The organism is Seohaeicola zhoushanensis (assembly GCF_014656415.1).
In the GTDB taxonomy this organism is placed as follows: Bacteria; Pseudomonadota; Alphaproteobacteria; order Rhodobacterales; family Rhodobacteraceae; genus Seohaeicola_A; species Seohaeicola_A zhoushanensis.
The window spans coordinates 101,852-123,820 of the sequence record NZ_BNCJ01000008.1 but is presented as its reverse complement, the minus strand read 5'-3'; the positions used below and the strand labels follow the sequence as shown (position 1 = coordinate 123,820).

The following is a 21,969-nucleotide window of genomic DNA, read 5'->3' as shown; positions in this document are numbered from 1 at the left end:
TGCGACCGCTTGCGCTCCGCGTCGGAATGCCGCCTGATGGCCGCAACCGAGAGGGACGTCGATGACACCTATCACCACCATCGAAATGCATACCGGGGGCGAACCGGTGCGCATCATCACCGGTGGCTGGCCCGAGGTCGATGGGGCGGGCATCCTCGATAAACGCCGCTTTGCCCGCGACCATCAAGATCACCTGCGCAAGTTGGTGATCTTCGAGCCGCGCGGGCATTTCGACATGTATGCCGCCCTGCCCGTCGAGCCTGACCTGCCGGGGTGCGACATGGGCGTGCTGTTCCTGCACAACGAAGGCTATTCAACCATGTGCGGCCATGCGGTGATCGCATTGGGGCGTTTTGCCGTCGATCACGGCATCATCCCGGCGGTTGCGCCGCTGACCCACCTGACGATCCAATGCCCCTGCGGGCCGGTCGCGGTGGAGGTAGAGGTGGCCATCCACGGCGATGACGTGCAGAGCGGCGCGGTGCGGTTCACCTCGGTGCCCTCCTTCGCGCCGGTGCTGGATGCGCAGGTCGAGGTCGAGGGGTTCGGCAGGGTGACGCTCGACATCGGCTATGGCGGTGCCTTCTATGCCATCCTGCCGGCCCAGGCGCTTGGGCTGACGCTCGACGCGCCGCTGCGCGATCTGGTCGAGGCGGCAACGCGGGTGACCGAGGCAACGGCGAAGGCGATCCCGCTGTCGCATCCAGACGATCCGGACCTGGCCTTTCTCTATGGCACCATCCTGACCGACGGCATCGCCCCCGGCCCCGAACGCGCAAGCCGAAACATCTGTGTCTTCGCCGCCCGCGAGGTCGACCGCTCGCCCACCGGGTCGGGCGTCAGCGCGCGGATGGCGATTGCCACGGCGCGCGGGCTGAGGCCGGGGACCCTCTGCCGGTTCGAGAGCGTCACCGGGGCGGTCTTCACTGGCGAGACGATGGAGGAGACGGTGGCCGGGGCACATCGCGCCTGGACGGTTCGGGTTGGCGGGCGAGCCTATTACACGGGATCGGCAGAGTTCCTGCTGGAAGAGGGTGATGAGCTGGGGCGCGGATTCCTGCTTTGATACAACATAGAAATTGAATTAAATCAAGAACTTGTCTAAACAGCCTAATGGGTTATGCGAGGCGCCCGCCTACTCCAGCGCCCGCCACGGCTTGGGCATCAGCACCCAACGCCCATTGACGAAGATCAGCCCGTCGAAGGCCAGCCCCAGTTCCTTCCCCTCTTCCACGAACTTGAATCGCACGATCGGGTGGTCGCCCCGGAAATATTGCAGCACATCGGCATAGCCGCCGGGGAAGTTCGACAGCGCGGGATCGCCGGACTTGAGCCGCGCCGTGGTGGAGTAATAGACCAGCAGCGCATTCTGATCCGGTTTCGGCCCGATCTGGATGCCGGGCGTGAAGGTCTGGGCAAAACTGGCCTTCAGCTTGCCGGCCAGCGGTTCGGCGTAAACTTCCGAGATATCGGCATCTTCCGGCTTGAGCGCGGCGGTCAGCGCCACCCGGTCGGCGGCAGGGTCGAGGAAGCGCATGAGCAGCGCCCGCGCATCGGCCTCGGTACCGGCTGCGGCAGGGGCCACGACCAGATCGCGGGAGGGCTCGGCGGGGGACATGATCTCGTTGAGCGACCGGGTTTCGTCCGCGAGGCAGGAGGTGAAAAGCTCGCCCAGCAGGCTGGCCGAGGTGGCCAGGTCCACCATCCCCGCGGCCTCGCCCCCGGCTGAGCGATAGCCGTGCATCCAGGCGGCGATCATCAGCTTGTCGGTGTCGTCGGCCGCGCGCAGCTCGCCCCCGCAGGGGGCATCGGGATCGAAACCGGGATTCTCCTGCGCCGCGGCTGCCGTGGCCAGCAGGCATCCCACCACCAGGCCCGTTCTCCTGACCATACGCTGCACTCCCGCTTGAACCAACAGGGAAACCCTAGCAGCGCGCGGGCGCGGCTGTCATGCCTCTTTGTCCGGTGCCATCAGTTCGACCTCGGCGCTGTCGCGCACGGCGGTGTAGAAGCAGCTTCGCCGGTTGGTGTGGCAGGCCGGGCCGGTCTGGCGCACCTGCAGCAACAGGCAGTCGCGGTCGCAGTCGAGGCGAAAGTCGACCAGCTCCTGCACGTGGCCAGAGGTCTCCCCCTTGATCCAGAAGGCCTGGCGCGAGCGCGACCAATAGGTGACGCGGCCTGTGTCGAGCGTTTTCGCAACGGCCTCGACGTTCATCCAGGCCACCATCAGCACTTCTCCGCTGTCGGCATCCTGGGCCACGGCGGGAATCAGGCCGTTGGCGTCGAAGCACAGGCTGGCTGGATCGAAGGTCATCGGCAAAACCCTTTGCATCACTTGGTTGCGCGACTATGTATGGGGAACCACGGCCAAGGGAAAGTCCATGTCGGGCGACAGCGATCTCATCAAGCTCTACTCGGCGCGCATCCTGGCGCTTGCGGCGGATATTCCCCATGCCGAGCGGCTGGCGAGTCCGGACGCAACGGTCAAGAAACGCTCGCCGCTCTGCGGGTCGACCATCACGGTGGACGTGGCAGTGAAGGACGGGCGCGTTGCCGACTTCGGGCAGGAGGTGAAAGCCTGCGCGCTTGGCCAGGCCGCAGCCTCGGTTGTCGGCGGCGCGGTGATAGGCGCGACGCGCGAGCAGGTTGAAACCGCCCGCGACCAGTTGCGCGCTATGCTCAAGGAGGGCGGACCGGCCCCCGAGGCACCCTTCGACGGGCTCGACGTGCTGTTGCCGGCACGTGACTACAAGAACCGCCACGCCTCGATCATGCTGGCGCTCGAAGCCACCGCCGAGGCGATGGCCCAGGCCGAACAAGCGCATTGCGCTTAAGCCTTCGGTAAGTTCCGCCTGCTACTGCTCCTCCAGGGCCGGAGGAGCGGATGGGCGCAGCAGCCAGAGTTGAGACAGACCCGCCCGGCGATGCCGCGCTGAACCGGCTGGCCGATCTTTCGGCCGGTCTGGGATACGAAATCGTCGACATCGCAGGTTTCCTGGACACGCTCGACGAGGATGCCAACGCCCAACTGAGCGCCCTGGGCGAGGTGCGCGGCCAACTTGGACAGGTGGTTGCCGCCAACGAGGCGGTGCATGGCGTGGTGGCCGAGATGGGAGCATCGACCCACCGCACGCTCGAGGCGGTGGGAGAGTCGATCACCGTTGTCCGCGATGCCGGCGCGCGTTCGCAGACGATCGCACGCTGGGTGCAGGATCTGACCGAGAAGGTGCGCCAGGTCGCCGCATCGCTGCAGGCCGTGCAGTCCAGCAATTCCGAAATCGCCGATATCGCCCGCCACGTGAACATCCTCGCCATCAACGCCAAGATCGAGGCCGCGCGCGCCGGCGACTCGGGGCGCGGTTTCGGCGTGGTTGCCGAGGCGATCAACGACCTTTCGCGCAAGACCGCCACCGCCGCCGAGGAGATTGCCTCCAACCTCGGGGATCTCTCCGGTTGGGTCGACGGGATGCAGCGGGACTCCGGCCAGATCGCGGGGGATGCGAGCGCGGTGATCGACAACAGCAGCGGCATCGACCGGGCGCTGAACGGTATCGCCGAAGGGGTGCGCGCCGCAGATGCCGCGGCGGGGCGGATCCAGGCAGAGGCCGAGCGTATGCAGGCCGCCACCGACCAGGTCGGCCCCGCCGTTACCCGCATCGACACGGCGGTCGGCACCACCATCGACGGGCTGGCACAGGCAAGGGCGCGGGTGAACGCACTGATCGACCGGGGCGAGGCGATCTCGCAGGCATCGGTTGCGGCGGGGGGCGTTTCGACCGACGGGCGCTTCATCGCGCGCGTTCAGGCCGATGCCGCGCGGCTCTCGGGCCTGCTGGAGGCCGCAGTGGCGCAGGGCCGTATCACGCGCGAGGATCTGTTCGACCACGACTATCGCCCGATCGAAGGCAGCAATCCGCAGCAGTTCATGACCCGCTTCACCGGCCTGACAGACAGGCTCTTTCCCGAGGTGCAGGAGGCCGCGCTGACGATCGATCCCCGTGTCGTCTTCTGCGTGGCAATCGATACAAATGGATACTTGCCCACGCACAACCGCAAGTTCTCGCAGCCGCAGCGCAACGACGTGGCCTGGAACACGGCGAACTGCCGCAACCGGAGGATCTTTGACGACCGCGTCGGGCTGAAGGCCGGCCGCAACCAGATGCCCTTCCTGCTGCAGGTCTATCGCCGCGACATGGGCGGCGGCAGCTACGCCATGATGAAGGATGTTTCGGCCCCGATCCGGGTTGGCGGCAAGCACTGGGGGGCGCTGCGCCTGGCCTATTCCCACCAATAAGAACCGCCGCGCATCCGGGCGGATGGCGGCGGCGAGGTATGCGTCTTCACGAGGGACCGGGCGGCGCGGACCGGGACAGGCAGAAGCCCGGCGTATCGGTGATGGGACAGGACACGCCGGAGGACGTGCGCGCGCCACGCGTGAGATCGCAGGCAGAAAGGGTCAGAAACCTCCTGGCAGGTGGAGGGCGGCCACCAGCATGACCATCAGCGCCGCGACACCGGCGGCATCCTGCGCCAAGGTGGCGCGGCAGCGGGAAAGGGCATTTCTGATCTCGGTCATCGGCGTCTGCTCCGTTGAAGTGGTCAGTGTTGACCTTTTGTTCTCATTTTCCGGCGCAGCTGTAAAGAACTTTTTGAGAACATTTGCGAACATTCTGGAATGTTCCGGGAGCGAATCCGCTAACCCACTGATATCAGGCGGATCGCCTGATCCTGCCGCATCAGCCAGAGCAGAACGCGCGCCGCCTGCCCCCGGTCGCTCTCGAGGCCCGGATCGGTCGTCAGCAGCGCCCGCGCATCGGATTGCGCCACCGCCATCAGCGCCGCCTGGCGTTCCAGATCGGCGATCTGGAACCTTGGCAGGCCGGACTGGGCGGTGCCGATCATGTCGCCTGCCCCCCGCATGGCGAGGTCGGTCTCGGCGATGACAAAGCCGTCATCGGTTTCGCGCAGAACCTCGAGCCGGCGGCGTCCGCCCTCGGTCAGCGGCGGTTGATACATCAGCAGGCAGGTCGATTCCGCCTCGCCCCGCCCGACCCGGCCGCGCAGCTGGTGAAGCTGCGCCAGGCCGAAGATCTCGGCCCGCTCGATCACCATGATCGAGGCATTGGGCACGTTCACCCCCACCTCGATCACCGTGGTGGCGACCAGCACCTTGGTGTTCCCGTCGACGAATTCAGCCATGGCGGCGTCCTTCTCGGCGGGCGGCATCTGGCCGTGGACCAGCCCGACCACGCCCTCGCCCAGCACGGCGCGCAGCCGCTGGAACCGGTCCTCGGCGGCCGTCAGGTCGACCAGTTCGCTCTCCTCGACCAGCGGGCAGACCCAGTAACACTGCCGCCCCTCGGCAATCGCGCGGCGCAGGTGGCCGATCACCTCGTCCATCCGCTCGGTGCTGACAACGGCGGTCTTGACAGGCTTGCGCCCCGGCGGCTTCTCGTCCAGCACCGAGACGTCCATGTCGCCATATTGCGCCAGCGCCAGACTGCGCGGGATCGGCGTGGCGGTCATCACCAGCACATCGGCGGCCATGCCCTTGGCGCCCAATTCCATCCGCTGGCGGACACCGAAGCGGTGCTGCTCGTCGATGATCGCCAGCCGCAGGTCGGCAAAGGCCACATCGGCCTGGAACAGCGCATGGGTGCCGACGAGGATCTGGATATCGCCCCGCGCCAGGGCTTCGAGCTTGGCGCGCCGCTCGGCCCCCTTGTCGCGCCCGGTCAGGATCTCGAGCACGACACCGGCCTGTTCGGCCAGCGGCTGAAGCCCTTCCAGATGCTGACGCGCGAGGATCTCGGTCGGAGCCATCAGCGCGCCCTGCCCCCCGGCCTCGACCGCGACCAGCAGCGCGAGGAAGGCCACCAGCGTCTTGCCCGCGCCCACATCGCCCTGCAACAGCCGGTTCATCCGCAGCGGCGAGGCCATGTCGGCGGCGATCTCCTCGCAGGCCCGCGCTTGCGCATTGGTCGGCCGGTAGGGCAGAGCCGCCAGCACGCGTTTCTGCAACTGCCCGGTCGCCACGCTAGACACGCCCTTGCCCCTGCGCTCGCGCCCGCGCGCCAGGGCAAGGGTGAGCTGGTGGGCGAAGAATTCGTCATAGGCCAGCCGTTCCCGCGCCGGGGCGGTCGGGGCGAGGTCTGCCGTGCCTTCTGGCGCATGGGCGGCGGCGATGGCCCCGGCCCAATCGGGCCAGCCGGCCGTCGCCTTCTGGCCGGGGTCGATCCATTCGGCCAGGTCCGGCGCGCGCGACAATGCGCTGCGGGCCGCCTTGAACATGGTCTTTTGCGTAACACCCTGGGTGAGGCGGTAGACCGGTTCGAAGGGCGGGATTTCGGCCGCTTCCTCGACCGGCAGGATGTGGTCTGGGTGTACCATCTGGGCCAGCCCGTCGAAGATCTCCACCCGACCAGAGACAAGCCGCCGGCTGCCTATGGGCGCGATCCGCTTGAGATAATCCGCTCGGGCGTGGAAGAAGACCAGCTGGAAATCGGCGGCAGAATCCTCGACGTGGATGCGGTATGCGCCGCCCTTGTTCCGCGGTGGGCGATGCGCGCCGATCTCGACCTCGACGGTCAGCACGCCCGGCAGCTCGGCGCCGCGGATGGTGTCGCGCCTGCGCCTGTCGACCAACGAATAGGGCAGCGAAAACAACAGGTCACGCGGCGTTTCCAATCCGGAATCGACGAGCAGTTTCGCGGTTTTTGGCCCGACACCCTCCAGCGTTTCCAGCCCCGCGAAGAGCGGGAAGAGCGCAACCGGCCGCCCGCTCATGTCCCGGCGATGAGGGCGAGCCAACCGTCCTCGTCCAGCGTCTGGATGCCCAGTTCGGCCGCCTTCTTGGCCTTCGACCCCGCGCCTGGCCCGGCGACCAGAATGTCGGTCTTGGCGCTGACCGAACCGGCGACCTTGGCCCCCAGCGCCTCGGCCCGCGCCTTGGCCTCGGCGCGGGTCATCTTTTCGAGCGTGCCGGTGAAGACCACGGTCTTGCCGGCGACCGGGCTGCCCTCTGTCTTGGGGGCCGCCACGGGCTGCACGTAGAGGTAGCCGACGAGGCGGTCGATCGAGGCGCGTTCGTTGGCCTGCGCGAAGGTCGTGACCAGCGAGGTCGCCAGCACCTTGCCGACGCCGTCGATGCTGATGAGTTCGTCCCAAGCCGGGCCTTCCAGCGGTTCGGCTTCGCGCACCGCAGTCTCGAAGGCCTCCCAGGTGCCATAGTGGCGGGCTAGCAGGTTCGAGACCTGTTCGCCGACATGGCGGATGCCAAGCGCAAAGATCAACCGACCCAGCGGGATGCGGCGGCGTTCGTCAATGGCGGCGAAGAGGTTGTTGGCCGATTTCTCGCCCCAGCCCTCGCGGTTCTTGAGCTGGCGCAGGCCCGAACCCAAACGCTCCTGCAGCGTGAAGATGTCGGCCGGCTCGGCGATCCAGCCATCGGCGTGGAACTGTTCGACCTGCTTCGCGCCCAGCCCGTCGATGTCGAAGGCGGGACGCGAGACGAAGTGTTTCAGCTTCTCAACGGCTTGCGCGGGACAGATCAGACCGCCGGTGCAACGGCGCACCGCATCTCCGGCCTCGCGCACCGCCTCGCTGCCGCATTCCGGGCAACGGGTGGGAAAGGCATAGGGCTGCGCCTCGGGCGGGCGTTTGGACAGGTCGACATCGGCGACCTTGGGGATCACGTCGCCGGCGCGGTAGATCTGTACCCAGTCACCGACGCGAATGTCCTTCCCCCCGCGGATCTCTTCGCCACTGGCCGAGCGGCCGGCTATGTAATCCTCGTTGTGCAGCGTGGCGTTCGAGACGACGACACCGCCCACGGTGACCGGCTGCAAGCGCGCCACCGGCGAGAGCGCGCCGGTGCGGCCGACCTGGATGTCGATCGCTTCGAGCCGGGTCCAGGCCAGCTCGGCCGGGAACTTGTGCGCGATGGCCCAGCGGGGCGTGGTCGAGCGGAACCCGAGCCGCGCCTGCAGGGCGAGGTCGTCAACCTTGTAGACCACCCCGTCGATATCATAGCCGAGCGTGGCGCGCTGCTCTTCGATATCGGCGTAATGGGCCAGCATTTCCTGCGGGCCATCGCAGAGCCGGGTCAGCGGGTTTGTGGAAAAACCAAGCGATTTCAGCCGCTCGATCGCCTCCAGCTGCGTCTTGCCGAGGGGTTCGGAAAGTTCGCCCCAGGAATAGGCGAAGAACTTCAGCGGACGACCGCGCGTAACCGATGGATCGAGCTGACGCAGCGATCCGGCGGCGGCGTTGCGCGGATTGGCAAAGGTCTTGTCGCCCGAATCGGCCTGGCGGGCGTTCAGCGCGGCGAAATCGGCGTGGCTCATGTAAACCTCGCCGCGCACCTCAAGCACCTCGGGCGCGCCGCTCAGACGCTGCGGAATATCGTCGATGGTGCGCGCATTAGCGGTGACGTTTTCACCGACAGAGCCGTCGCCACGCGTCGCCGCCTGCACCAGTTCGCCATTCTCATAGCGCAACGACAGCGACAGACCGTCGATCTTCGGCTCGGCCGTGTAGCGTAGGGGGGCGTCGGGGCCGAGGCCCAGATACTTGCGAATCCCGGTATCGAAATCGGTGACGTCTTCGACCTCGAAGGCGTTCCCGAGCGAGAGCATCCGCTGGGCGTGCGTGACCTTGGCAAAGCCTTCGGAGGGACGCGCACCGATCTGCGCCGAAGGGCTGTCGGCGCGTATCAGCTCGGGGAATCGCGCCTCGATCGCGGCGTTGCGCCGTTTCAAAGCGTCATATTCAGCGTCCGAAATCTCGGGCGCGTCCTCGGCGTGATAGGCCTGGTTGGCGGCCGCGATCAGGCTGGCCAGCCGTTCCAGTTCCGCCTCTGCCTGCTGGCGGTTCAGGTCTTCGACCTTGACGTCGTCTTTCACTTCAAGCGCCTCACGAGCATTGCGCCTCAAGTGATAGGACGCGGCCCGGCAATGGTCCAGATGCCTGTCCGCGAGTGGTGGCCCTGCCCGTCCGCGCGCCCCTCGTCAGCCGCCGACAACCAGCCTTGGCACCATCAGCCGGTCAGGCTGAGGATCGCGCAGGACATAGCCGCGCCCCCAGACGGTTTCGATATAATTTTCGCCACCTGTCGCTTTGCCGAGCTTTTTCCGCAGCTTGCAAATGAACACGTCGATGATCTTCAATTCCGGTTCGTCCATGCCGCCATAGAGGTGGTTGAGGAACATTTCCTTTGTCAGGGTGGTCCCCTTGCGCAGGCTCAGCAATTCGAGCATCTGGTATTCCTTCCCGGTCAGATGCACCGCCTCGCCATTCGCCTCGACCGTCTTGGCGTCGAGGTTGACCGAGATCTTTCCGGTCTGGATCACCGATTGCGAATGACCTTTCGAGCGCCGGATGATCGCGTGGATACGTGCAACAAGCTCTTCGCGGTGAAACGGCTTGGTAAGGTAATCGTCGGCGCCGAATCCGAATCCCTTGATCTTGTTTTCCGTATCATCGGCCCCGGAAAGGATGAGAATCGGCGTTTGGATCCGCGAAAGACGCAGCTGACGCAGCACCTCGTGACCGTTCATGTCTGGCAAGTTGAGATCGAGAAGAATCAGGTCGTAGTCGTAAAGCTTTGCCAGATCAATGCCTTCCTCACCCAGATCCGTCGAATACACATTCAAATTCGCATGTGTGAGCATCAATTCGATGCTTTTCGAAGTAGTCGGGTCGTCTTCAACCAAAAGGACGCGCATTCAAATGTCTCCGTCTTTGCCCCAGAATCCTCAATTACGTTAACACTGACGAAGAATAGTTAACTATAAGTTACCAATATGGGACAACCCTAAAACAACTCATGGTTGTCGATATTTTTTTAGGCAGGTTGTTTTCAATGCATCCTCGCCATGATCGGCAACCGCGGCGACCCAGCTGCGGAATTCTTCGTCGCTGAGGCCATAGGCACGCAGGGCTTCTTCCTGGCCGATCAGGCCGTAGAGAACGCCGCGCACCACCTTCGCCTTGCGCGATGCTACCCAGCGGCTGGTATCCGCCGCCGGAAGATCTGCGCGCGTCATGACCGTGCCATCGGGCAGCGTGACTGCCCTTGGGCCCTCTACCTTCTTGAGAAACATCGGCCTTTCCCTTGCTATTCCGCGCCAGACTGCGCTGAACAGGATTAAGGAGGCGTGAAGCCGGCCCTTGCGAGTGTGGCGGATTTTCCTATATTCCGCCAATCCCAGCTCCCGAAAGGACCGTGCCATGGCGCTCGACGCGCATCCGCTGAATTCGCTCGGCTTTGCCAAGCCCCCCGCCGAGACCCGTGTGGTGGTGGCGATGTCGGGCGGCGTCGACAGTTCCGTGGTGGCGGCCATGCTGGCCGACGAAGGCTATGACGTGGTCGGGGTGACGCTGCAGCTGTACGATCATGGCGCGGCGCTGGCCAAGAAGGGCGCCTGCTGCGCCGGGATCGACATTCACGACGCGCGCAGGGTGGCGGAGATGCGCGGATTCCCGCATTACGTTCTGGATTACGAGAACGTCTTCCGCGATGCGGTGATCGACGAATTCGCCGACAGCTACCTGGCGGGGGCAACTCCGGTGCCCTGCATCCGCTGCAACGAACGCGTGAAATTCAAGGACTTGCTGGAAACTGCCAAGGACCTGGAAGCCGATTGCATGGCCACCGGCCATTACATCCAGCGCCGCATGGGCGCCGAGGGGCCGGAACTGCATTGCGCGGCGGATGCCAACCGCGACCAGTCCTATTTCCTGTTCTCGACCACGCCGGAACAGCTGTCCTTCCTGCGCTTCCCGCTGGGCCACCTGCCCTCGAAAGCGGCAACGCGGGAGCTCGCGGCGCAATACGGACTGGCGGTGGCCGACAAGCCCGACAGCCAGGACATCTGCTTCGTGCCGAATGGCGACTATGCCTCGGTGATCGAGAAGCTGCGCCCCGGTGCGGGCCGGCCGGGCGAGATCGTCCATGCCGACGGCCGCGTGCTGGGCAAGCATGACGGGGTGATTCGCTATACCATCGGTCAGCGCCGGGGCCTGGGTGTCGGCGGGCTGGCGGAGCCGCTCTACGTGGTGGCGCTCGACGTCGACAACGCCCGCGTAGTCGTCGGGCCCAAGGCGATGCTGGCCACCCGCACGGTGCCGCTGCGCGAGATCAACTGGCTGGGAGACGAGCCCTTCACCTCGCGGGCGGAATGGCCGGTCTCGGTGCGCGTCCGCTCGACCCGCCCGCCGACCGAGGCGGTCCTGCGACCGCTGAGCGAAACCACCGGCACGGTGGAACTGATGAACGCCGAGGAAGGCGTCTCGCCGGGACAGGCTTGCGTCTTCTATGAAACCGGCGGAAGCCGGGTGCTGGGCGGCGGCTGGATCTGGAAGGGCTGAGACCCTAGAGCCGCGACAGCACCGCGCGCGCGGCGCGCAGGCCCGGCGGTTCGCCCCCCAGTCCAAGGCGCTGCATCGTCAGGGCCATGGCCTCGGTCTGCGCCTCGGGCGCGTCGAAGACCTGCGCGAGGCCCTCGGCGATCCGCTCGGGGCGGCAGTTGGCGCCGATGAACTCGGGCACGGTACGGGTTTCCGAGACCAGATTCACCAATGTGACGGTATCGACCAGCAGCATCCGGCTGATGATCTGGCGGCTGAGCCAGCTCATGTCATAGGCGATGACCATTGGCGTGCGTGCGGCCGCCAGTTCGAGCGAGACGGTGCCGGAGGCGGCCAGCGCCAGCGGCGCGGCGGCGAAGGCGGCGCGTTTGAGCGCGGTCTCAGCCGGGTCGATCACCACCGGGTCACCGGGCCAGGTGGCGACGGCCTCGCGCACCAGCCCGGCCACGGGCCCGGCGGCGGGCACGACCACGCGGAGCTGTGGGCGCGGCGCGAGGAAGCGTTGCAGCGTCTCGCCGAAGATCGGAGATAGGCGCGCGACTTCGCCACGCCTTGATCCAGGCAGAACGAGGAGAAAATCTCCATCAACTCCAGCGGTTGCGCGGAACCCTTCAATTTCTTGTTGAGTTGCCTGCGGCTCGGCCACCACCGGGTGGCCGACGAAATCGCAGTCCATCCCGGCGGCGGTCATCAGTGGCGGCTCGAAAGGGAAGAGCGCCAGAACGTGGTCTATCACCTCGGCCATCTTCGCGGCACGTCCCGGCCGCCAGGCCCAGACGGTGGGGGCGACGTAGTGTACCGTGCGGATCGCCGAGCGCGCCTTGACCAGCCGCGCGACGCGCAGACAGAAGTCGGGGCTGTCGATGGTGATGAGCACATCGGGCCGGGTGTCGAGCACCGCCTCGGCAGTCTCGCGGATGCGGCGCTTGAGGTGGAAATACTTCGGCAGGATCTCGGCCAGACCCATGACTGAAAGCTCGTCCATCGGGAAGCGGCTGACCAGCCCCTGCGCCATCATCTGGGTGCCGCCGATGCCGTCGAATTCGACATCGGGCACCAATTGGCGCAGGCCCGCCATCAATGCGCCACCCAGACGGTCGCCCGAGGGCTCGCCCGCGACGAGGAAGACCTTCATCGCCGCACCCAGAGGAAGAGGCCCCGCGCATCCGCCTCGGCGATAACCGCTTCGGGGTCCAGCACCAGGACGCCCCCCGCCTCGATCACGATACCGTCGAGGCCCGCCGCAGCGGCGCCCTGCACTGTCTGCACGCCGATCGCCGGCAGGTCGAAACGCCGGTCTTGCGCGGATTTCGGGGCCTTGAAGAACAGGCCCCCGCGCGGCCCATCGTGACCGGCGGCAAGGCTCGACAGCATCCAGTCGGTGCCGGGCAGCGCCTCGATTGCGAGCACCTGGCCACGCGACACCACGCAGCCCTGCCCGACGTCCAGCGGCGCAAGGGCCGCGAGTACGGCGGCGGCGCGGTCGGCATCGCTGGTGTGGACAGGCTGCGGCTGTGCGTGCGTCGGCACGCCCGCCTCCAGCAGCAACTCGGGCGCGATGTCCGAGGCACCGACGACGCGCAGCCCGGCGTCCTCGAAAATGGCAACCAATGCGCGCAGGGCGCCGTCGTCGCCCGAGTGCAGCGCCGCGAGGATGCGTGGAACCAAGGGCGCGGTCGCGGCATCGACCGCGGCCGGGTCGACCGCCGGCCGGCGGACGGCACCGGCAAGGCAGACCTCGGTTGCACCATCCGCTACCAGATCGCGCAGCAGCGTGCCCAGATGTTCGAGCCGGAACCGCCGCACCGGATGCGCGCCCATGCCCTCGGCCGGGAAACCGTCAAGCTCGGCCACGGTGAAGGCCCGCCCCCCGCGTTCCAGCGCCGCCGCCAGCAGGCCCGGCAAACGCCCCTGCCCGGCGATCAGCGCGAGCACGGGCTCAGCCTCCCGGCGTCAGGAAGGAACGGTCGCTGTGCGCGGTCACGAAGTTGACGATGTCGCGTACATACTGGCTTTCGGTTTCCTCGCCCAACCGGCGGGCGCGGTCCTGGAAGGCCCCCTCGCCCTGCGCAAGCATCTGGAAGGCCGCCCGCAGCGCGGTGATGTCCGACCGGGCCACCCCGCGGCGCTTCAGCCCGACCAGGTTCAGCCCGTCGAGCTGCCCGCGGGGCGCCTGCACCAGGCCGTAAGGGATCACGTCGCTGGTCACCATGGTGACGGCCCCGATGATCGCGCCCTTGCCGATGCGCACCCATTGGTGAATGCCCGAGAGCCCGCCGACGATGACGTCATCCTCGAGCACGCAGTGCCCGGCAATGGCAGACTGGTTGACCACGATTACCCGGTTGCCGATCTGCGCGTCATGAGCGATGTGGCAGCCGGCCATGAACAGACCGTCGTCGCCGACACGGGTCACTCCGCCGCCCCCCTCGGTGCCGCAGTTCATGGTCACATGCTCGCGGATCCGGTTACGCGCGCCGATCACCAGGCGGCTCTGTTCGCCGCGGAACTTGAGGTCCTGGGGGATCTCGCCGATCACCGCGAAGGGGAAGACCACCGTGCCCTCGCCAATCTCGGTATCGCCGGTCACGACGACATGGCTCTTGAGCTCGACATCCCTGCCGAGCTTGACGTTCGGACCGACCAGGCAGAACGGGCCGACGATGCAGCCTTCGCCCAACTCGGCTCCCTGTTCGACAACGGCAGAGGGATGGATGGTGGCCATGGCTCAGGCCTTCGGCATGTCGATCATGGCGGTAAACTCGGCCTCGGCGGCCAGTTCGCCCTCGACCGTGGCCTTGCCGGCGAACTTCCACACCTTGGCGCCGGCCTTGCCACGCAGGGTGGTCAGTTCCATCTCGAGCACGTCGCCCGGAATGACCTTGCGGCGGAACTTGCAGTTGTCGATCGACATGAAATAGATCAGCAGATCCTTGTCGGCGAAATCGAGCGCGACGCCCACCATCACGGCGGCGGTCTGCGCCATCGCCTCGACGATGGTGACGCCCGGCATGATCGGCGTTCCGGGGAAGTGGCCCTGGAAGTGCGGCTCGTTCATCGAGACGTTCTTGATGCCCTTCGCCGAGGAGGTGCCGTCGATATCGACCACCTTGTCGACCAGGAGGAAGGGATACCGGTGCGGCAGGATTCGCTGGATCAGCTGGATATCCGCCTGTTTCAGGGTCTCGTTCATCTGCTCTTTCCCGTGGTTCGACTTGCTTGAATGACTAGCAACCCAGGCAGGGTTGGGCAAGTTGCCCTCATTCGCCGGTGCCGATGATCGCGTCGATCCGCTCGATGGCGATATCGGTGATATCGGTCGAATTGGCGCTAAGGAAGACGCTGGAGCGTTCCAGGATCACTCCCGCTCCCGCCTCCTGCATCAGTTCCGCCAGGACCGGCCTCGCTGCCTCGAAGAACTGCTTGCGTGCGGCATCGCCCTTCTGTGCCAGCGCCCGTGCCTTGGTGTCCTGCGTCTTGCGGATCACCTGGACCTTTTCGTTGAACGCGTCGGCAAGTTTCCGGAACTCCTCGGGAGCCATGCCCTTGCGCTTGTCGGTCAGGTCGCGTTCCTCGGCCGTCAGTTCGGCCTCCATCTTCCGGTTCTCGGAAGCCAGCGCCTGACCTTCGACCTCGATCTCGTTCTGGATCCGCTTCCCGAAGGCGGATTCGGAGAACAGCCGGTCGGACGAAATGGTCAGGATTTCGCCTTGTGCCAGCCCCAGCTGCTGCGCCGAGACCGGAACCGCGGCGAGCGCGACCGCGAGCATCAGCGCCCGCAGTCCGGCGCGCAGCCGTCCCCGCACGGAACGCCTCAGAACTTCGCCTGGAGCGTCAGGTCGAATGACTGCTCCTTGTCGAAACTCTCCTTCCGGAGGGCGTTGGAAAAGTTGAATCGCAACGGGCCGAAACCCGTATCCCAGAGCAGTGAGAAGCCGATCACGTGGCGCACGGATCCATTGGCCCCCTGGATATCGTTCAGCCCTGCGCCGGATGTGTCGACGTTAGAGATATCCCAGAGGTTGCCCACATCGTAGAAAAGCCCACCCCGCAAGCCAACCTCTTCTGGCAGGCCAAGCGGGAATTCGGCTTCGAAACGGGCGACCCAGTACTTGTTGCCACCGATCGCATCATCCTGCCCACCGGAGAGATCGCGCGGGCCAAGGCCCGCAGGTTCGAAGCCCCGGAATGTATCGGTGGAGAGGAGATACCTGTCGATCGTGCGGCTGAAATTGTTCCCGCGCCAACTCATCACACCAGCTTCCACCGTCGCCCGCAAGGTCACTTCCTCGTTATAGACCTTGGTCTGGGCAATCGCCTTTGCATTGGTGCGCACAAAACGGTTGTCGCCGCCGACCCCGAAGTCGGCACCAACCTGGAACAGCATTCCTGCATTGGGATTCAAGCCGGACAGCCGGCTGTCCCAAGTATAACTCAATCCGACCGCGCTGCTCGTTTGAGCTCCGAAACCGATTTCATTGCCGATCACCGCGCCAGGCGTCACCTGGTCACGGGCCAGCATCTCGGAGGAGCTGTAAGCGTAGCGCATCTGCATGGTTCCGCGTTCGGAAACCGGGAAAGACAACGCCGGCGCGAAATACACGCGCTTTGTATCATAGGTCGCATAGGACGAGTCGGTGCCGGTCGATCCAAGATCCAGATCGAGCTTGAGATCGCGCCCGAGCAGGCTCGGCTCGCTGAAGCTCAGCACGTATTGCTCGGAATCCGAGGCCGAAGAAATCGTGAAACCGACCGATTGGCCACGACCAAGGAAGTTGTTCTCGCGCAGGCCGATCGCAATGCCAAAGCCGTCGTTGACCGAATAAGAGCCACCAAGGCTCAGCGTGCCTGTCGGCTGTTCCTCGACGTTCACATCGACGACAACCTGGTCCTCGGTCGACCCTTGGCGCGCGTTGACATCGGCTGTCTTGAAGAAGCCCAACGCACGAATACGCTCCGCACTTTCACGGATTTCACGCGGGTTGAAGGGGTCGCCTTCGGCCACCCGGAACTGCCGCCGGACCACGCGGTCGAGCGTGGTCGTATTGCCTTCGATGTCGATCCGCTCGACGAAAACGCGGGGACCGCGGGTAAGGGCAAATTCAACGTTCAGCGTCTGGTCCCGGTCGTTGCGGGTGATGCGCGGCTCGACGCGAAGGAAATCGATGCCCTTCTGGATCGCCAGCCGTTCCATCCGGGCGATCGAGTTCTCGACCAGCATCGGCGAATAGACGACGCCCGGCTTGATGCGCAGCGCCTCCTGGAACTCGGCAGCAATGGCTTCCGGGATCTCGCTTACAGTGGTGATTTCGCCAAAGCGGAACTGCTGGCCTTCCTCGACATTGACAACCATGTAGAAGGCGTCACGTTCGCGGGTGAACTCTACGTTCGAGCTCAGGATGCGGAAGTCGATGTAGCCGCGGCTCAGGTAGAAGTCGCGCATCACCTGCTTGTCGAATTCTACCCGTTCTTCGATCAGGGTGTCCTTGTTGATGAGCGCCCTGAGGATGCCGGCCTGCTTGGTCTCCAGCACGCGGCGCAGGCGCCTGTCGGAATAGACTCGGTTGCCGACGAAGCTGATGCGCTCGATCTCGGTGGTGGCGCCCTCGGTGATCTCGAAAATCAGATCGACCCGGTTGTCGCTACGCCGGATGATCCGCGGCGTCACGACGGCCGCTACACGGCCCTGCGTCGAGTAGAGCTTGCTCAGCTTGTCTGCATCGGCTTCGGCAATTGTCGGATTGAACACCCGTCGAGACTTGGACTCGATGAGTTCGGACAGCTTGTCGTCCTTGATCCGCCGGTTGCCCTCGAAGCTGATCCGGTTGATCGTCGGGAACTCGGTGACGCGAACGACCAGCGTGTTGCCGCGGGGCTGGATGTCGACTGTTTCGAACAGGCCGCTGGCGACGATCCGCTGATAGGCATCGTTCAACTCGCCCGCGGTGACGGATTTGCCGCTTTCGATGCCGGTATAGCGGGCGATGGTTCCGGTCTCGATGCGCTGGTTGCCTTCGACCTGGATGCGCGAGAAACGATAGCTTTGCGCGTCTGCGGATCCTGCGGCGACCAGCATGCCCAAGGCCACCGCCGGCATCGCCGCGCGCCACAACATGAAGCCGGCTCGTTTGCGCCCGGTGCAAGATGTGCCTTCTGCGCCGCCCAATTTCATGTTCCCCACCCGCATAAATCCACCTTCAAACCTGACTACCCAGATTGAGCCGAGTTGTCAAAACCACAAAGGAAAACGGCGCCCCGATTTTCGCGGGGCGCCGTTGGGGTTCGGTTGAATCCGATGGTCCGGTCAGAGACCTGCCACATAGGCTCCGAGCATCATGGCGAGGGGGATCGCCACGACGAAGAGCAAACGATCGGTATTCAGCGACACCAGAAGGGAGAATCCTCGGTAGGATTGCTGCAAAGTCTGCATGATTTGGTGTCCTTGTGCTGCCTGGTTGGCGAAAAATTAGCCGCCGAATATGGCAAGACTTTGGCCGCAAGATGGAGAGACCGGCCAGATCCCTCCATTTCGGCGGCCTTTCGCCGTCAGCAGAAGACGTCGTTCAGCAGCGCAAAGGCCATCAGGCTCAGCAAGGCGGTGATGCCGATGCTCATCATCACCCGCAACGCGAGGTCGCTGGGCGGGCGCCCCGCGACCGCCTCGTAGGCGTAGAAGACCAGGTGGCCACCATCGAGCGCGGGAATCGGGAAGAGGTTCAGCAAGCCAACGGCCGTCGAAAGCGAGGCGATGAACCAGATGAAGGTCTGCGCACCCTGGCTTGCGGTGTCGCCCGAAGCCTTGGCAATGCCGATCGGCCCCGAGATATTACAGGTGCTGATCGCCCCGGTGACGATGTGCCAGAGGCCCGAGATCGAGGTCGTCACGGTGCCGACCATCTGCGACACTGCTCCTTCCAGCGCGGTCAGCACGCCGGCCGGTTCGCGCGCGGCGGCAAAGGCCATCGAGCTGACGACGCCGATTCGCCACTGGGTGGCGAAGCTGCCGTCGCTCTGCGGCTCGTCCACCGAGCGCGGTACGAGCGCGAATTCATGGATCGTGCCATTGCGCCAGACCTCCAGCTTCAGCGCCCGCCCGTCCGAACTTTCGACCTGGCTCTTCAACTGATCGAAGGCGAAGATCGGCGCGCCGTCGACCGAGGTGATGACGTCGCCTGCCTCGAGTCCGATGTCCATCGCCGCGCTGCGCGGCATCACCGCGTCGATCAGCGGCGGGTAGAGGAACGGCCCCTTGACGGTCATCTCTGCCCCGTCGCGGCGCACGGAATAGTCCAGCTCTTCCGTGGGCGGCAGCTGCGCTCGGAAGGCGTCCCAGTCGTCGCTTGCGTCGAAACTCGGCAGCGGCAGGCCACCGATGGCAAGAATCTCGTCGCCGGTCTGCAATTCGTAGGAGCCGGCCGGCAGCGCCCGGATCTCACCCACCGTCAGCGGGTCGGAAGCAATGCCGCGCGCCATGAAGATGCCGGCGAAGATGAGGATGGAGAGCACAAAGTTGAACACCGGGCCGGCGGCGACTGTGGCCGTGCGCGCCCAGAGCGGCGCGCCATGCATGGTGCGCCGCATCGCCGCGGGATCGGCCGAGACCTGCGACATGGCTGCCTCGTCCTTCCCCGAGGCGGCGTTGGAATCGCCCAGGAACTTCACGTATCCGCCAAAGGGCAGCGCCGCGACCTGCCAGCGGGTGCCACGCTTGTCGACGCGGCTCCAGAGCACCGGGCCGAATCCCAGCGAGAAGACCTCGGCATGGATCCCCGACCAGCGCCCGACGATGTAATGGCCGTATTCATGCACCGCCACGATCACCGAAAGCGCCACGACGAAGGCGACCACGGTATAGGCGAAGCCGCCGAATTGCGGGATCAGTCCGGTAATGTCCAAGTGTCTATCCTGCTCGTTCTGCCATCACTTCGCGGGCGCATACTCTGGCCAGATGGTCGGTTTGCGTCACGTTATCAAGGGTCATTGCGGCATCAATGAGACCCGATTGCCGGTCGAGCCGGCCCAGCACCTCCTCGACAACCTCGGCCATGGCGGTGAAGCCGATCCGACCGTCGAGGAAGCCATCCAGCGCCGCCTCCTTGGCCGCGTTGAACACCGCGCCGGAAAGGCCGCCGCGCGCCATCACCTCGCGTGCCAGGCGCAGCGCCGGGTAGCGCACCTCGTCCGGCGCGCGGAAGGTCATCGCGCCGACCGCCGCGAGATCCAGCCGCTTTACCGGCAACGGCCGCCGTTCGGGCCAGTTCAGCGCATAGCCGATTGCGTGGCGCATATCCGGCGCGCCGACATGGGCCATCATCGCGCCGTCCGAGAAGCCGACCAGCGCGTGGATCAGCGATTCCGGGTGGATCACGACCTCGATCCGGTCCGGATCGACGCCGAAGAACTCTCGTGTTTCAATGACTTCCAACGCCTTGTTGAACATCGAGGCGGAATCGATGGTTATCCGCTGCCCCATGTCCCAATTCGGGTGGTTCGAGGCCTGCTCGGGCGTGGCATTGGCTAGTGCCTCGAGCGGCCAGTCGCGGAAAGCGCCTCCGGAGGCGGTCAGCACGATGCGATCGACCGCCTCGATATTCTCGCCGGTGAGCGCCTGGAACACCGCCGAATGCTCGCTGTCGACCGGCAGGATCCGCCCGCCGGAGCGTTCCGCCGTTGCCTGGACCAGCGCCCCGGCGCAGACCAGCGTCTCCTTGTTCGCCAAAGCCAGCGTCGCGCCCTGTTCGAGCGCCCGCAGCCCCGGCGCCAGCCCCGCCGCGCCGACGATGGCCGACATCACCCAGTCGGCAGGGCGCTCGGCGGCCTCGGCAACGGCCGCTGCCCCGGCCTGGGCTTCGATCCCCGAGCCGGCGAGCGCCTCGCGCAGCGGGTCGAGCATGTCGTCAAAGGCGGTCACGGCGACCTCGGCCTTCAGCCGCACCGCGTCGCGCGCAAGTTGGGCCACGTTGCGACCGCCGGTCAGCGCGACGACCTGGAACGCGCCGGGTTCGCGCGCGATCAGATCAAGCGTATTCTGGCCGACCGATCCGGTCGCCCCGAAAACCGAAACGCGTCGCATTACAGTGCTCCGAACGGCAGATCGAAAAGAATGGCCACGACCAGCACGAAGAGCGCGGCCCCCAGCATCGCATCGAACCGGTCGAGCAGCCCGCCGTGGCCGGGGATCAGGTTGCTGGAGTCCTTGACACCGGCAAGGCGCTTGACCGCGCTTTCGGCAATGTCACCCAACTGTCCGGCCAGTGCGGTTACCATCGAGAGCGGCACCAGCGCCGCTTCGGCCCCGCCCCAGAGCCAGAAGCCGGCCCCGACCAGGCCCGCGCCGATCCAGCCCGCGACGGTGCCGGACCATGTCTTCTTCGGGCTGACCTTCGGCCAGAACTTCGGCCCGCCCAGCATCCGCCCGGCGAAGTAGCCGGCCACGTCCGAGGCCACCACGACGCAGATCAGCCAGACCAGGGTCTGAGCGTTGAAATGATCGCGCAGCGCGGTGATCTCGTAGCTCGCCAGCAGGATCAGCCCGAGATAGGCGGCACAGATGCGCCGGTAGCGGGGCATCTCGAAGAAGCAGACAACCGGCGTCACCACCAGCATCGGCAGAGCGACAAGCGGCGCCATGTAAGGCGCGCCGATGGTTACGAGGGCGCCGAGACCGCCGAACTGCCATGCCAGCATGGCCCGTTCGGGCGCCAGCATACGGACCAGTTCCCAAACCATGCCGCCAGCAATCAGAGCGACGAAGACGTGGAACACATGACCGCCCGCCCAGATCGCCCCGGCGGCCACCGCCACCATCACGACCGCCGAGATCACCCGCGGCGCAAGGTCGGCCCAGCGGCCGCCGTTGCTCATGTCAGGACCGCTCCGAAACGGCGGTCGCGCGCGCCGTAGGATTGGCACAGGCGTTCCAGTTCGGCCGCGGTGAAATCGGGCCAGAGCGTATCGATGAACTCGTATTCCGAATAGGCCGACTGCCAGAGGAGGAAGTTGGAGATCCGCGCCTCGCCGCTGGTGCGGATGACCAGGTCGGGGTCGGGCAGGACATGGGTGTCGAGGTAGCGGGTCAGCGTCTGTTCGTCGACGTCGTCGGGGTTGAGCCGACCCGCCGCCACGTCCTGCGCCAGCCGCTTGGTCGCCCGCGCCACCTCGTCCCGCCCGCCGTAGTTGAGCGCGATGGTGAGGTGGACGAGGTCGTTTTCGCTGGTCTGCTCCTCGAGCATGTCCATCAGCTCGATCAGCTTGGCGTCGAGCCGCACCCGGTCGCCGATGAAGCGCACGCGCACGCCCTTGGTGGCCAGCGCGCGGGTCTCCTTGATGATGTAGCGGCGGAACAGGCTCATCAGCCCGGCGACCTCGACCTGGGTGCGTTTCCAGTTCTCGGTCGAAAAGGCGAAGATGGTCAGATACTTGATCCCGAGGTCGGGGCAGGCCTCGACCACCTCGCGGACCCGGCGCGCGCCGGCGTGATGGCCAAACAGCCGAGGACGGCCGCGCGCCTGTGCCCAGCGTCCGTTACCGTCCATGATGATCGCGACATGGCGCGGACCAACCTGCGGCGTGGTATCGGGATCCTTGGGCATCGCGGTG

The 21,969-nt window shown here is 65.7% G+C and carries 22 protein-coding genes; 4 read left to right on the top strand and 18 right to left on the bottom strand.

What is annotated here, in order from left to right; all coding sequences use genetic code 11:
* Nucleotides 1-61 precede the first annotated feature (61 nt).
* Nucleotides 62-1,066, top strand: a complete 1,005-nt coding sequence (locus tag IE266_RS14800; RefSeq protein ID WP_189680871.1) for a proline racemase family protein — start codon at nucleotides 62-64, stop codon at nucleotides 1,064-1,066.
* A gap of 69 nt (nucleotides 1,067-1,135) precedes the next feature.
* Here the strand turns inward: IE266_RS14800 and IE266_RS14795 are convergent, their stop codons facing one another.
* The gene (locus IE266_RS14795; protein ID WP_189680870.1) at nucleotides 1,136-1,891 is read right to left on the bottom strand and encodes a hypothetical protein; all 756 of its coding nucleotides are present in this window, start codon (nucleotides 1,889-1,891) and stop codon (nucleotides 1,136-1,138) included.
* Nucleotides 1,892-1,948: 57 nt separating this feature from the next.
* A complete protein-coding gene (gene hisI / locus IE266_RS14790; protein WP_189680869.1) occupies nucleotides 1,949-2,314 on the bottom strand; it encodes a phosphoribosyl-AMP cyclohydrolase in 366 nt (121 codons plus the stop codon).
* A 67-nt stretch (nucleotides 2,315-2,381) separates the two neighbouring features.
* On the opposite strand from hisI, the gene IE266_RS14785 reads away from it, so the two are divergent.
* On the top strand, nucleotides 2,382-2,834 hold the full coding sequence (locus tag IE266_RS14785; RefSeq protein ID WP_189680868.1) for an iron-sulfur cluster assembly scaffold protein: 453 nt from the start codon (nucleotides 2,382-2,384) through the stop codon (nucleotides 2,832-2,834).
* Nucleotides 2,835-2,884: 50 nt separating this feature from the next.
* Complete coding sequence (locus IE266_RS14780) at nucleotides 2,885-4,294, top strand: methyl-accepting chemotaxis protein (RefSeq protein ID WP_189680867.1); 1,410 nt, start codon at nucleotides 2,885-2,887, stop codon at nucleotides 4,292-4,294.
* Nucleotides 4,295-4,456: 162 nt separating this feature from the next.
* Here IE266_RS14780 and IE266_RS14775 read toward each other — a convergent pair whose 3' ends face one another.
* The 5 genes from IE266_RS14775 to sciP all read right to left on the bottom strand — a co-directional run bounded on the left by IE266_RS14775 (nucleotide 4,457) and on the right by sciP (nucleotide 10,103).
* Nucleotides 4,457-4,669 (bottom strand): hypothetical protein, encoded by a 213-nt coding sequence (locus IE266_RS14775; protein WP_189680945.1) that lies wholly within the window; start codon nucleotides 4,667-4,669, stop codon nucleotides 4,457-4,459.
* A gap of 26 nt (nucleotides 4,670-4,695) precedes the next feature.
* Nucleotides 4,696-6,786 (bottom strand): ATP-dependent DNA helicase RecG, encoded by a 2,091-nt coding sequence (recG, locus tag IE266_RS14770; RefSeq protein ID WP_189680938.1) that lies wholly within the window; start codon nucleotides 6,784-6,786, stop codon nucleotides 4,696-4,698.
* On the bottom strand, nucleotides 6,783-8,903 hold the full coding sequence (gene ligA / locus IE266_RS14765) for an NAD-dependent DNA ligase LigA (RefSeq protein ID WP_189680866.1): 2,121 nt from the start codon (nucleotides 8,901-8,903) through the stop codon (nucleotides 6,783-6,785). Before ligA ends, recG begins: the two co-directional genes overlap by 4 nt.
* A gap of 105 nt (nucleotides 8,904-9,008) precedes the next feature.
* Complete coding sequence (ctrA, locus tag IE266_RS14760; RefSeq protein ID WP_189680865.1) at nucleotides 9,009-9,725, bottom strand: response regulator transcription factor CtrA; 717 nt, start codon at nucleotides 9,723-9,725, stop codon at nucleotides 9,009-9,011.
* Between the two features lie 99 nt (nucleotides 9,726-9,824).
* Nucleotides 9,825-10,103, bottom strand: coding sequence for a CtrA inhibitor SciP (gene sciP / locus IE266_RS14755; protein WP_189680864.1), 279 nt, complete (start codon nucleotides 10,101-10,103; stop codon nucleotides 9,825-9,827).
* A 127-nt stretch (nucleotides 10,104-10,230) separates the two neighbouring features.
* Between sciP and mnmA the strand changes: the two genes are divergently transcribed.
* Nucleotides 10,231-11,370, top strand: a complete 1,140-nt coding sequence (mnmA, locus tag IE266_RS14750; RefSeq protein WP_189680863.1) for a tRNA 2-thiouridine(34) synthase MnmA — start codon at nucleotides 10,231-10,233, stop codon at nucleotides 11,368-11,370.
* A 4-nt stretch (nucleotides 11,371-11,374) separates the two neighbouring features.
* Here the strand turns inward: mnmA and lpxB are convergent, their stop codons facing one another.
* The 11 genes from lpxB to uppS all read right to left on the bottom strand — a co-directional run bounded on the left by lpxB (nucleotide 11,375) and on the right by uppS (nucleotide 21,962).
* Nucleotides 11,375-12,505, bottom strand: a complete 1,131-nt coding sequence (gene lpxB, locus IE266_RS14745) for a lipid-A-disaccharide synthase (RefSeq protein ID WP_189680862.1) — start codon at nucleotides 12,503-12,505, stop codon at nucleotides 11,375-11,377.
* On the bottom strand, nucleotides 12,502-13,305 hold the full coding sequence (locus tag IE266_RS14740) for an LpxI family protein (protein WP_189680861.1): 804 nt from the start codon (nucleotides 13,303-13,305) through the stop codon (nucleotides 12,502-12,504). The genes lpxB and IE266_RS14740 overlap by 4 nt, the downstream gene beginning before the upstream one ends.
* Nucleotides 13,306-13,309: 4 nt before the next feature.
* On the bottom strand, nucleotides 13,310-14,095 hold the full coding sequence (lpxA, locus tag IE266_RS14735; protein WP_189680860.1) for an acyl-ACP--UDP-N-acetylglucosamine O-acyltransferase: 786 nt from the start codon (nucleotides 14,093-14,095) through the stop codon (nucleotides 13,310-13,312).
* A 3-nt stretch (nucleotides 14,096-14,098) separates the two neighbouring features.
* A complete protein-coding gene (gene fabZ, locus IE266_RS14730; protein ID WP_189680859.1) occupies nucleotides 14,099-14,563 on the bottom strand; it encodes a 3-hydroxyacyl-ACP dehydratase FabZ in 465 nt (154 codons plus the stop codon).
* A 67-nt stretch (nucleotides 14,564-14,630) separates the two neighbouring features.
* Nucleotides 14,631-15,176, bottom strand: a complete 546-nt coding sequence (locus IE266_RS14725) for an OmpH/Skp family outer membrane protein (protein WP_229864132.1) — start codon at nucleotides 15,174-15,176, stop codon at nucleotides 14,631-14,633.
* Between the two features lie 8 nt (nucleotides 15,177-15,184).
* Entirely contained in the window at nucleotides 15,185-17,542 is a 2,358-nt protein-coding gene (bamA, locus tag IE266_RS14720) for an outer membrane protein assembly factor BamA (RefSeq protein WP_373310582.1), read from the bottom strand.
* A 132-nt stretch (nucleotides 17,543-17,674) separates the two neighbouring features.
* Nucleotides 17,675-17,800 (bottom strand): hypothetical protein, encoded by a 126-nt coding sequence (locus IE266_RS27195; RefSeq protein WP_268249757.1) that lies wholly within the window; start codon nucleotides 17,798-17,800, stop codon nucleotides 17,675-17,677.
* A 116-nt stretch (nucleotides 17,801-17,916) separates the two neighbouring features.
* On the bottom strand, nucleotides 17,917-19,266 hold the full coding sequence (gene rseP, locus IE266_RS14715; RefSeq protein ID WP_189680858.1) for an RIP metalloprotease RseP: 1,350 nt from the start codon (nucleotides 19,264-19,266) through the stop codon (nucleotides 17,917-17,919).
* 4 nt (nucleotides 19,267-19,270) lie between these two features.
* Nucleotides 19,271-20,443: a 1-deoxy-D-xylulose-5-phosphate reductoisomerase gene (gene dxr, locus IE266_RS14710; RefSeq protein ID WP_189680857.1), complete on the bottom strand. Its 1,173-nt coding sequence runs from the start codon at nucleotides 20,441-20,443 to the stop codon at nucleotides 19,271-19,273.
* Nucleotides 20,443-21,234 (bottom strand): phosphatidate cytidylyltransferase, encoded by a 792-nt coding sequence (locus IE266_RS14705; RefSeq protein ID WP_189680856.1) that lies wholly within the window; start codon nucleotides 21,232-21,234, stop codon nucleotides 20,443-20,445. Before IE266_RS14705 ends, dxr begins: the two co-directional genes overlap by 1 nt.
* On the bottom strand, nucleotides 21,231-21,962 hold the full coding sequence (uppS, locus tag IE266_RS14700; RefSeq protein WP_189680855.1) for an undecaprenyl pyrophosphate synthase: 732 nt from the start codon (nucleotides 21,960-21,962) through the stop codon (nucleotides 21,231-21,233). The genes IE266_RS14705 and uppS overlap by 4 nt, the downstream gene beginning before the upstream one ends.
* Nucleotides 21,963-21,969: the final 7 nt, after the last annotated feature.

Bases quoted from the DNA above. Each gene is read 5' to 3' on its own strand.
- IE266_RS14800 (WP_189680871.1), top strand. From the start codon at position 62: ATGACACCTATCACCACCATCGAAATGCATACCGGGGGCGAACCGGTG.
- IE266_RS14795 (WP_189680870.1), bottom strand. From the start codon at position 1,891: ATGGTCAGGAGAACGGGCCTGGTGGTGGGATGCCTGCTGGCCACGGCA.
- hisI (WP_189680869.1), bottom strand. From the start codon at position 2,314: ATGACCTTCGATCCAGCCAGCCTGTGCTTCGACGCCAACGGCCTGATT.
- IE266_RS14785 (WP_189680868.1), top strand. From the start codon at position 2,382: ATGTCGGGCGACAGCGATCTCATCAAGCTCTACTCGGCGCGCATCCTG.
- IE266_RS14780 (WP_189680867.1), top strand. From the start codon at position 2,885: ATGGGCGCAGCAGCCAGAGTTGAGACAGACCCGCCCGGCGATGCCGCG.
- IE266_RS14775 (WP_189680945.1), bottom strand. From the start codon at position 4,669: ATGTTCGCAAATGTTCTCAAAAAGTTCTTTACAGCTGCGCCGGAAAAT.
- recG (WP_189680938.1), bottom strand. From the start codon at position 6,786: ATGAGCGGGCGGCCGGTTGCGCTCTTCCCGCTCTTCGCGGGGCTGGAA.
- ctrA (WP_189680865.1), bottom strand. From the start codon at position 9,725: ATGCGCGTCCTTTTGGTTGAAGACGACCCGACTACTTCGAAAAGCATC.
- sciP (WP_189680864.1), bottom strand. From the start codon at position 10,103: ATGTTTCTCAAGAAGGTAGAGGGCCCAAGGGCAGTCACGCTGCCCGAT.
- mnmA (WP_189680863.1), top strand. From the start codon at position 10,231: ATGGCGCTCGACGCGCATCCGCTGAATTCGCTCGGCTTTGCCAAGCCC.
- lpxB (WP_189680862.1), bottom strand. From the start codon at position 12,505: ATGAAGGTCTTCCTCGTCGCGGGCGAGCCCTCGGGCGACCGTCTGGGT.
- lpxA (WP_189680860.1), bottom strand. From the start codon at position 14,095: ATGGCCACCATCCATCCCTCTGCCGTTGTCGAACAGGGAGCCGAGTTG.
- fabZ (WP_189680859.1), bottom strand. From the start codon at position 14,563: ATGAACGAGACCCTGAAACAGGCGGATATCCAGCTGATCCAGCGAATC.
- bamA (WP_373310582.1), bottom strand. From the start codon at position 17,542: ATGAAATTGGGCGGCGCAGAAGGCACATCTTGCACCGGGCGCAAACGA.
- IE266_RS27195 (WP_268249757.1), bottom strand. From the start codon at position 17,800: ATGCAGACTTTGCAGCAATCCTACCGAGGATTCTCCCTTCTGGTGTCG.
- dxr (WP_189680857.1), bottom strand. From the start codon at position 20,443: ATGCGACGCGTTTCGGTTTTCGGGGCGACCGGATCGGTCGGCCAGAAT.
- IE266_RS14705 (WP_189680856.1), bottom strand. From the start codon at position 21,234: ATGAGCAACGGCGGCCGCTGGGCCGACCTTGCGCCGCGGGTGATCTCG.
- uppS (WP_189680855.1), bottom strand. From the start codon at position 21,962: ATGCCCAAGGATCCCGATACCACGCCGCAGGTTGGTCCGCGCCATGTC.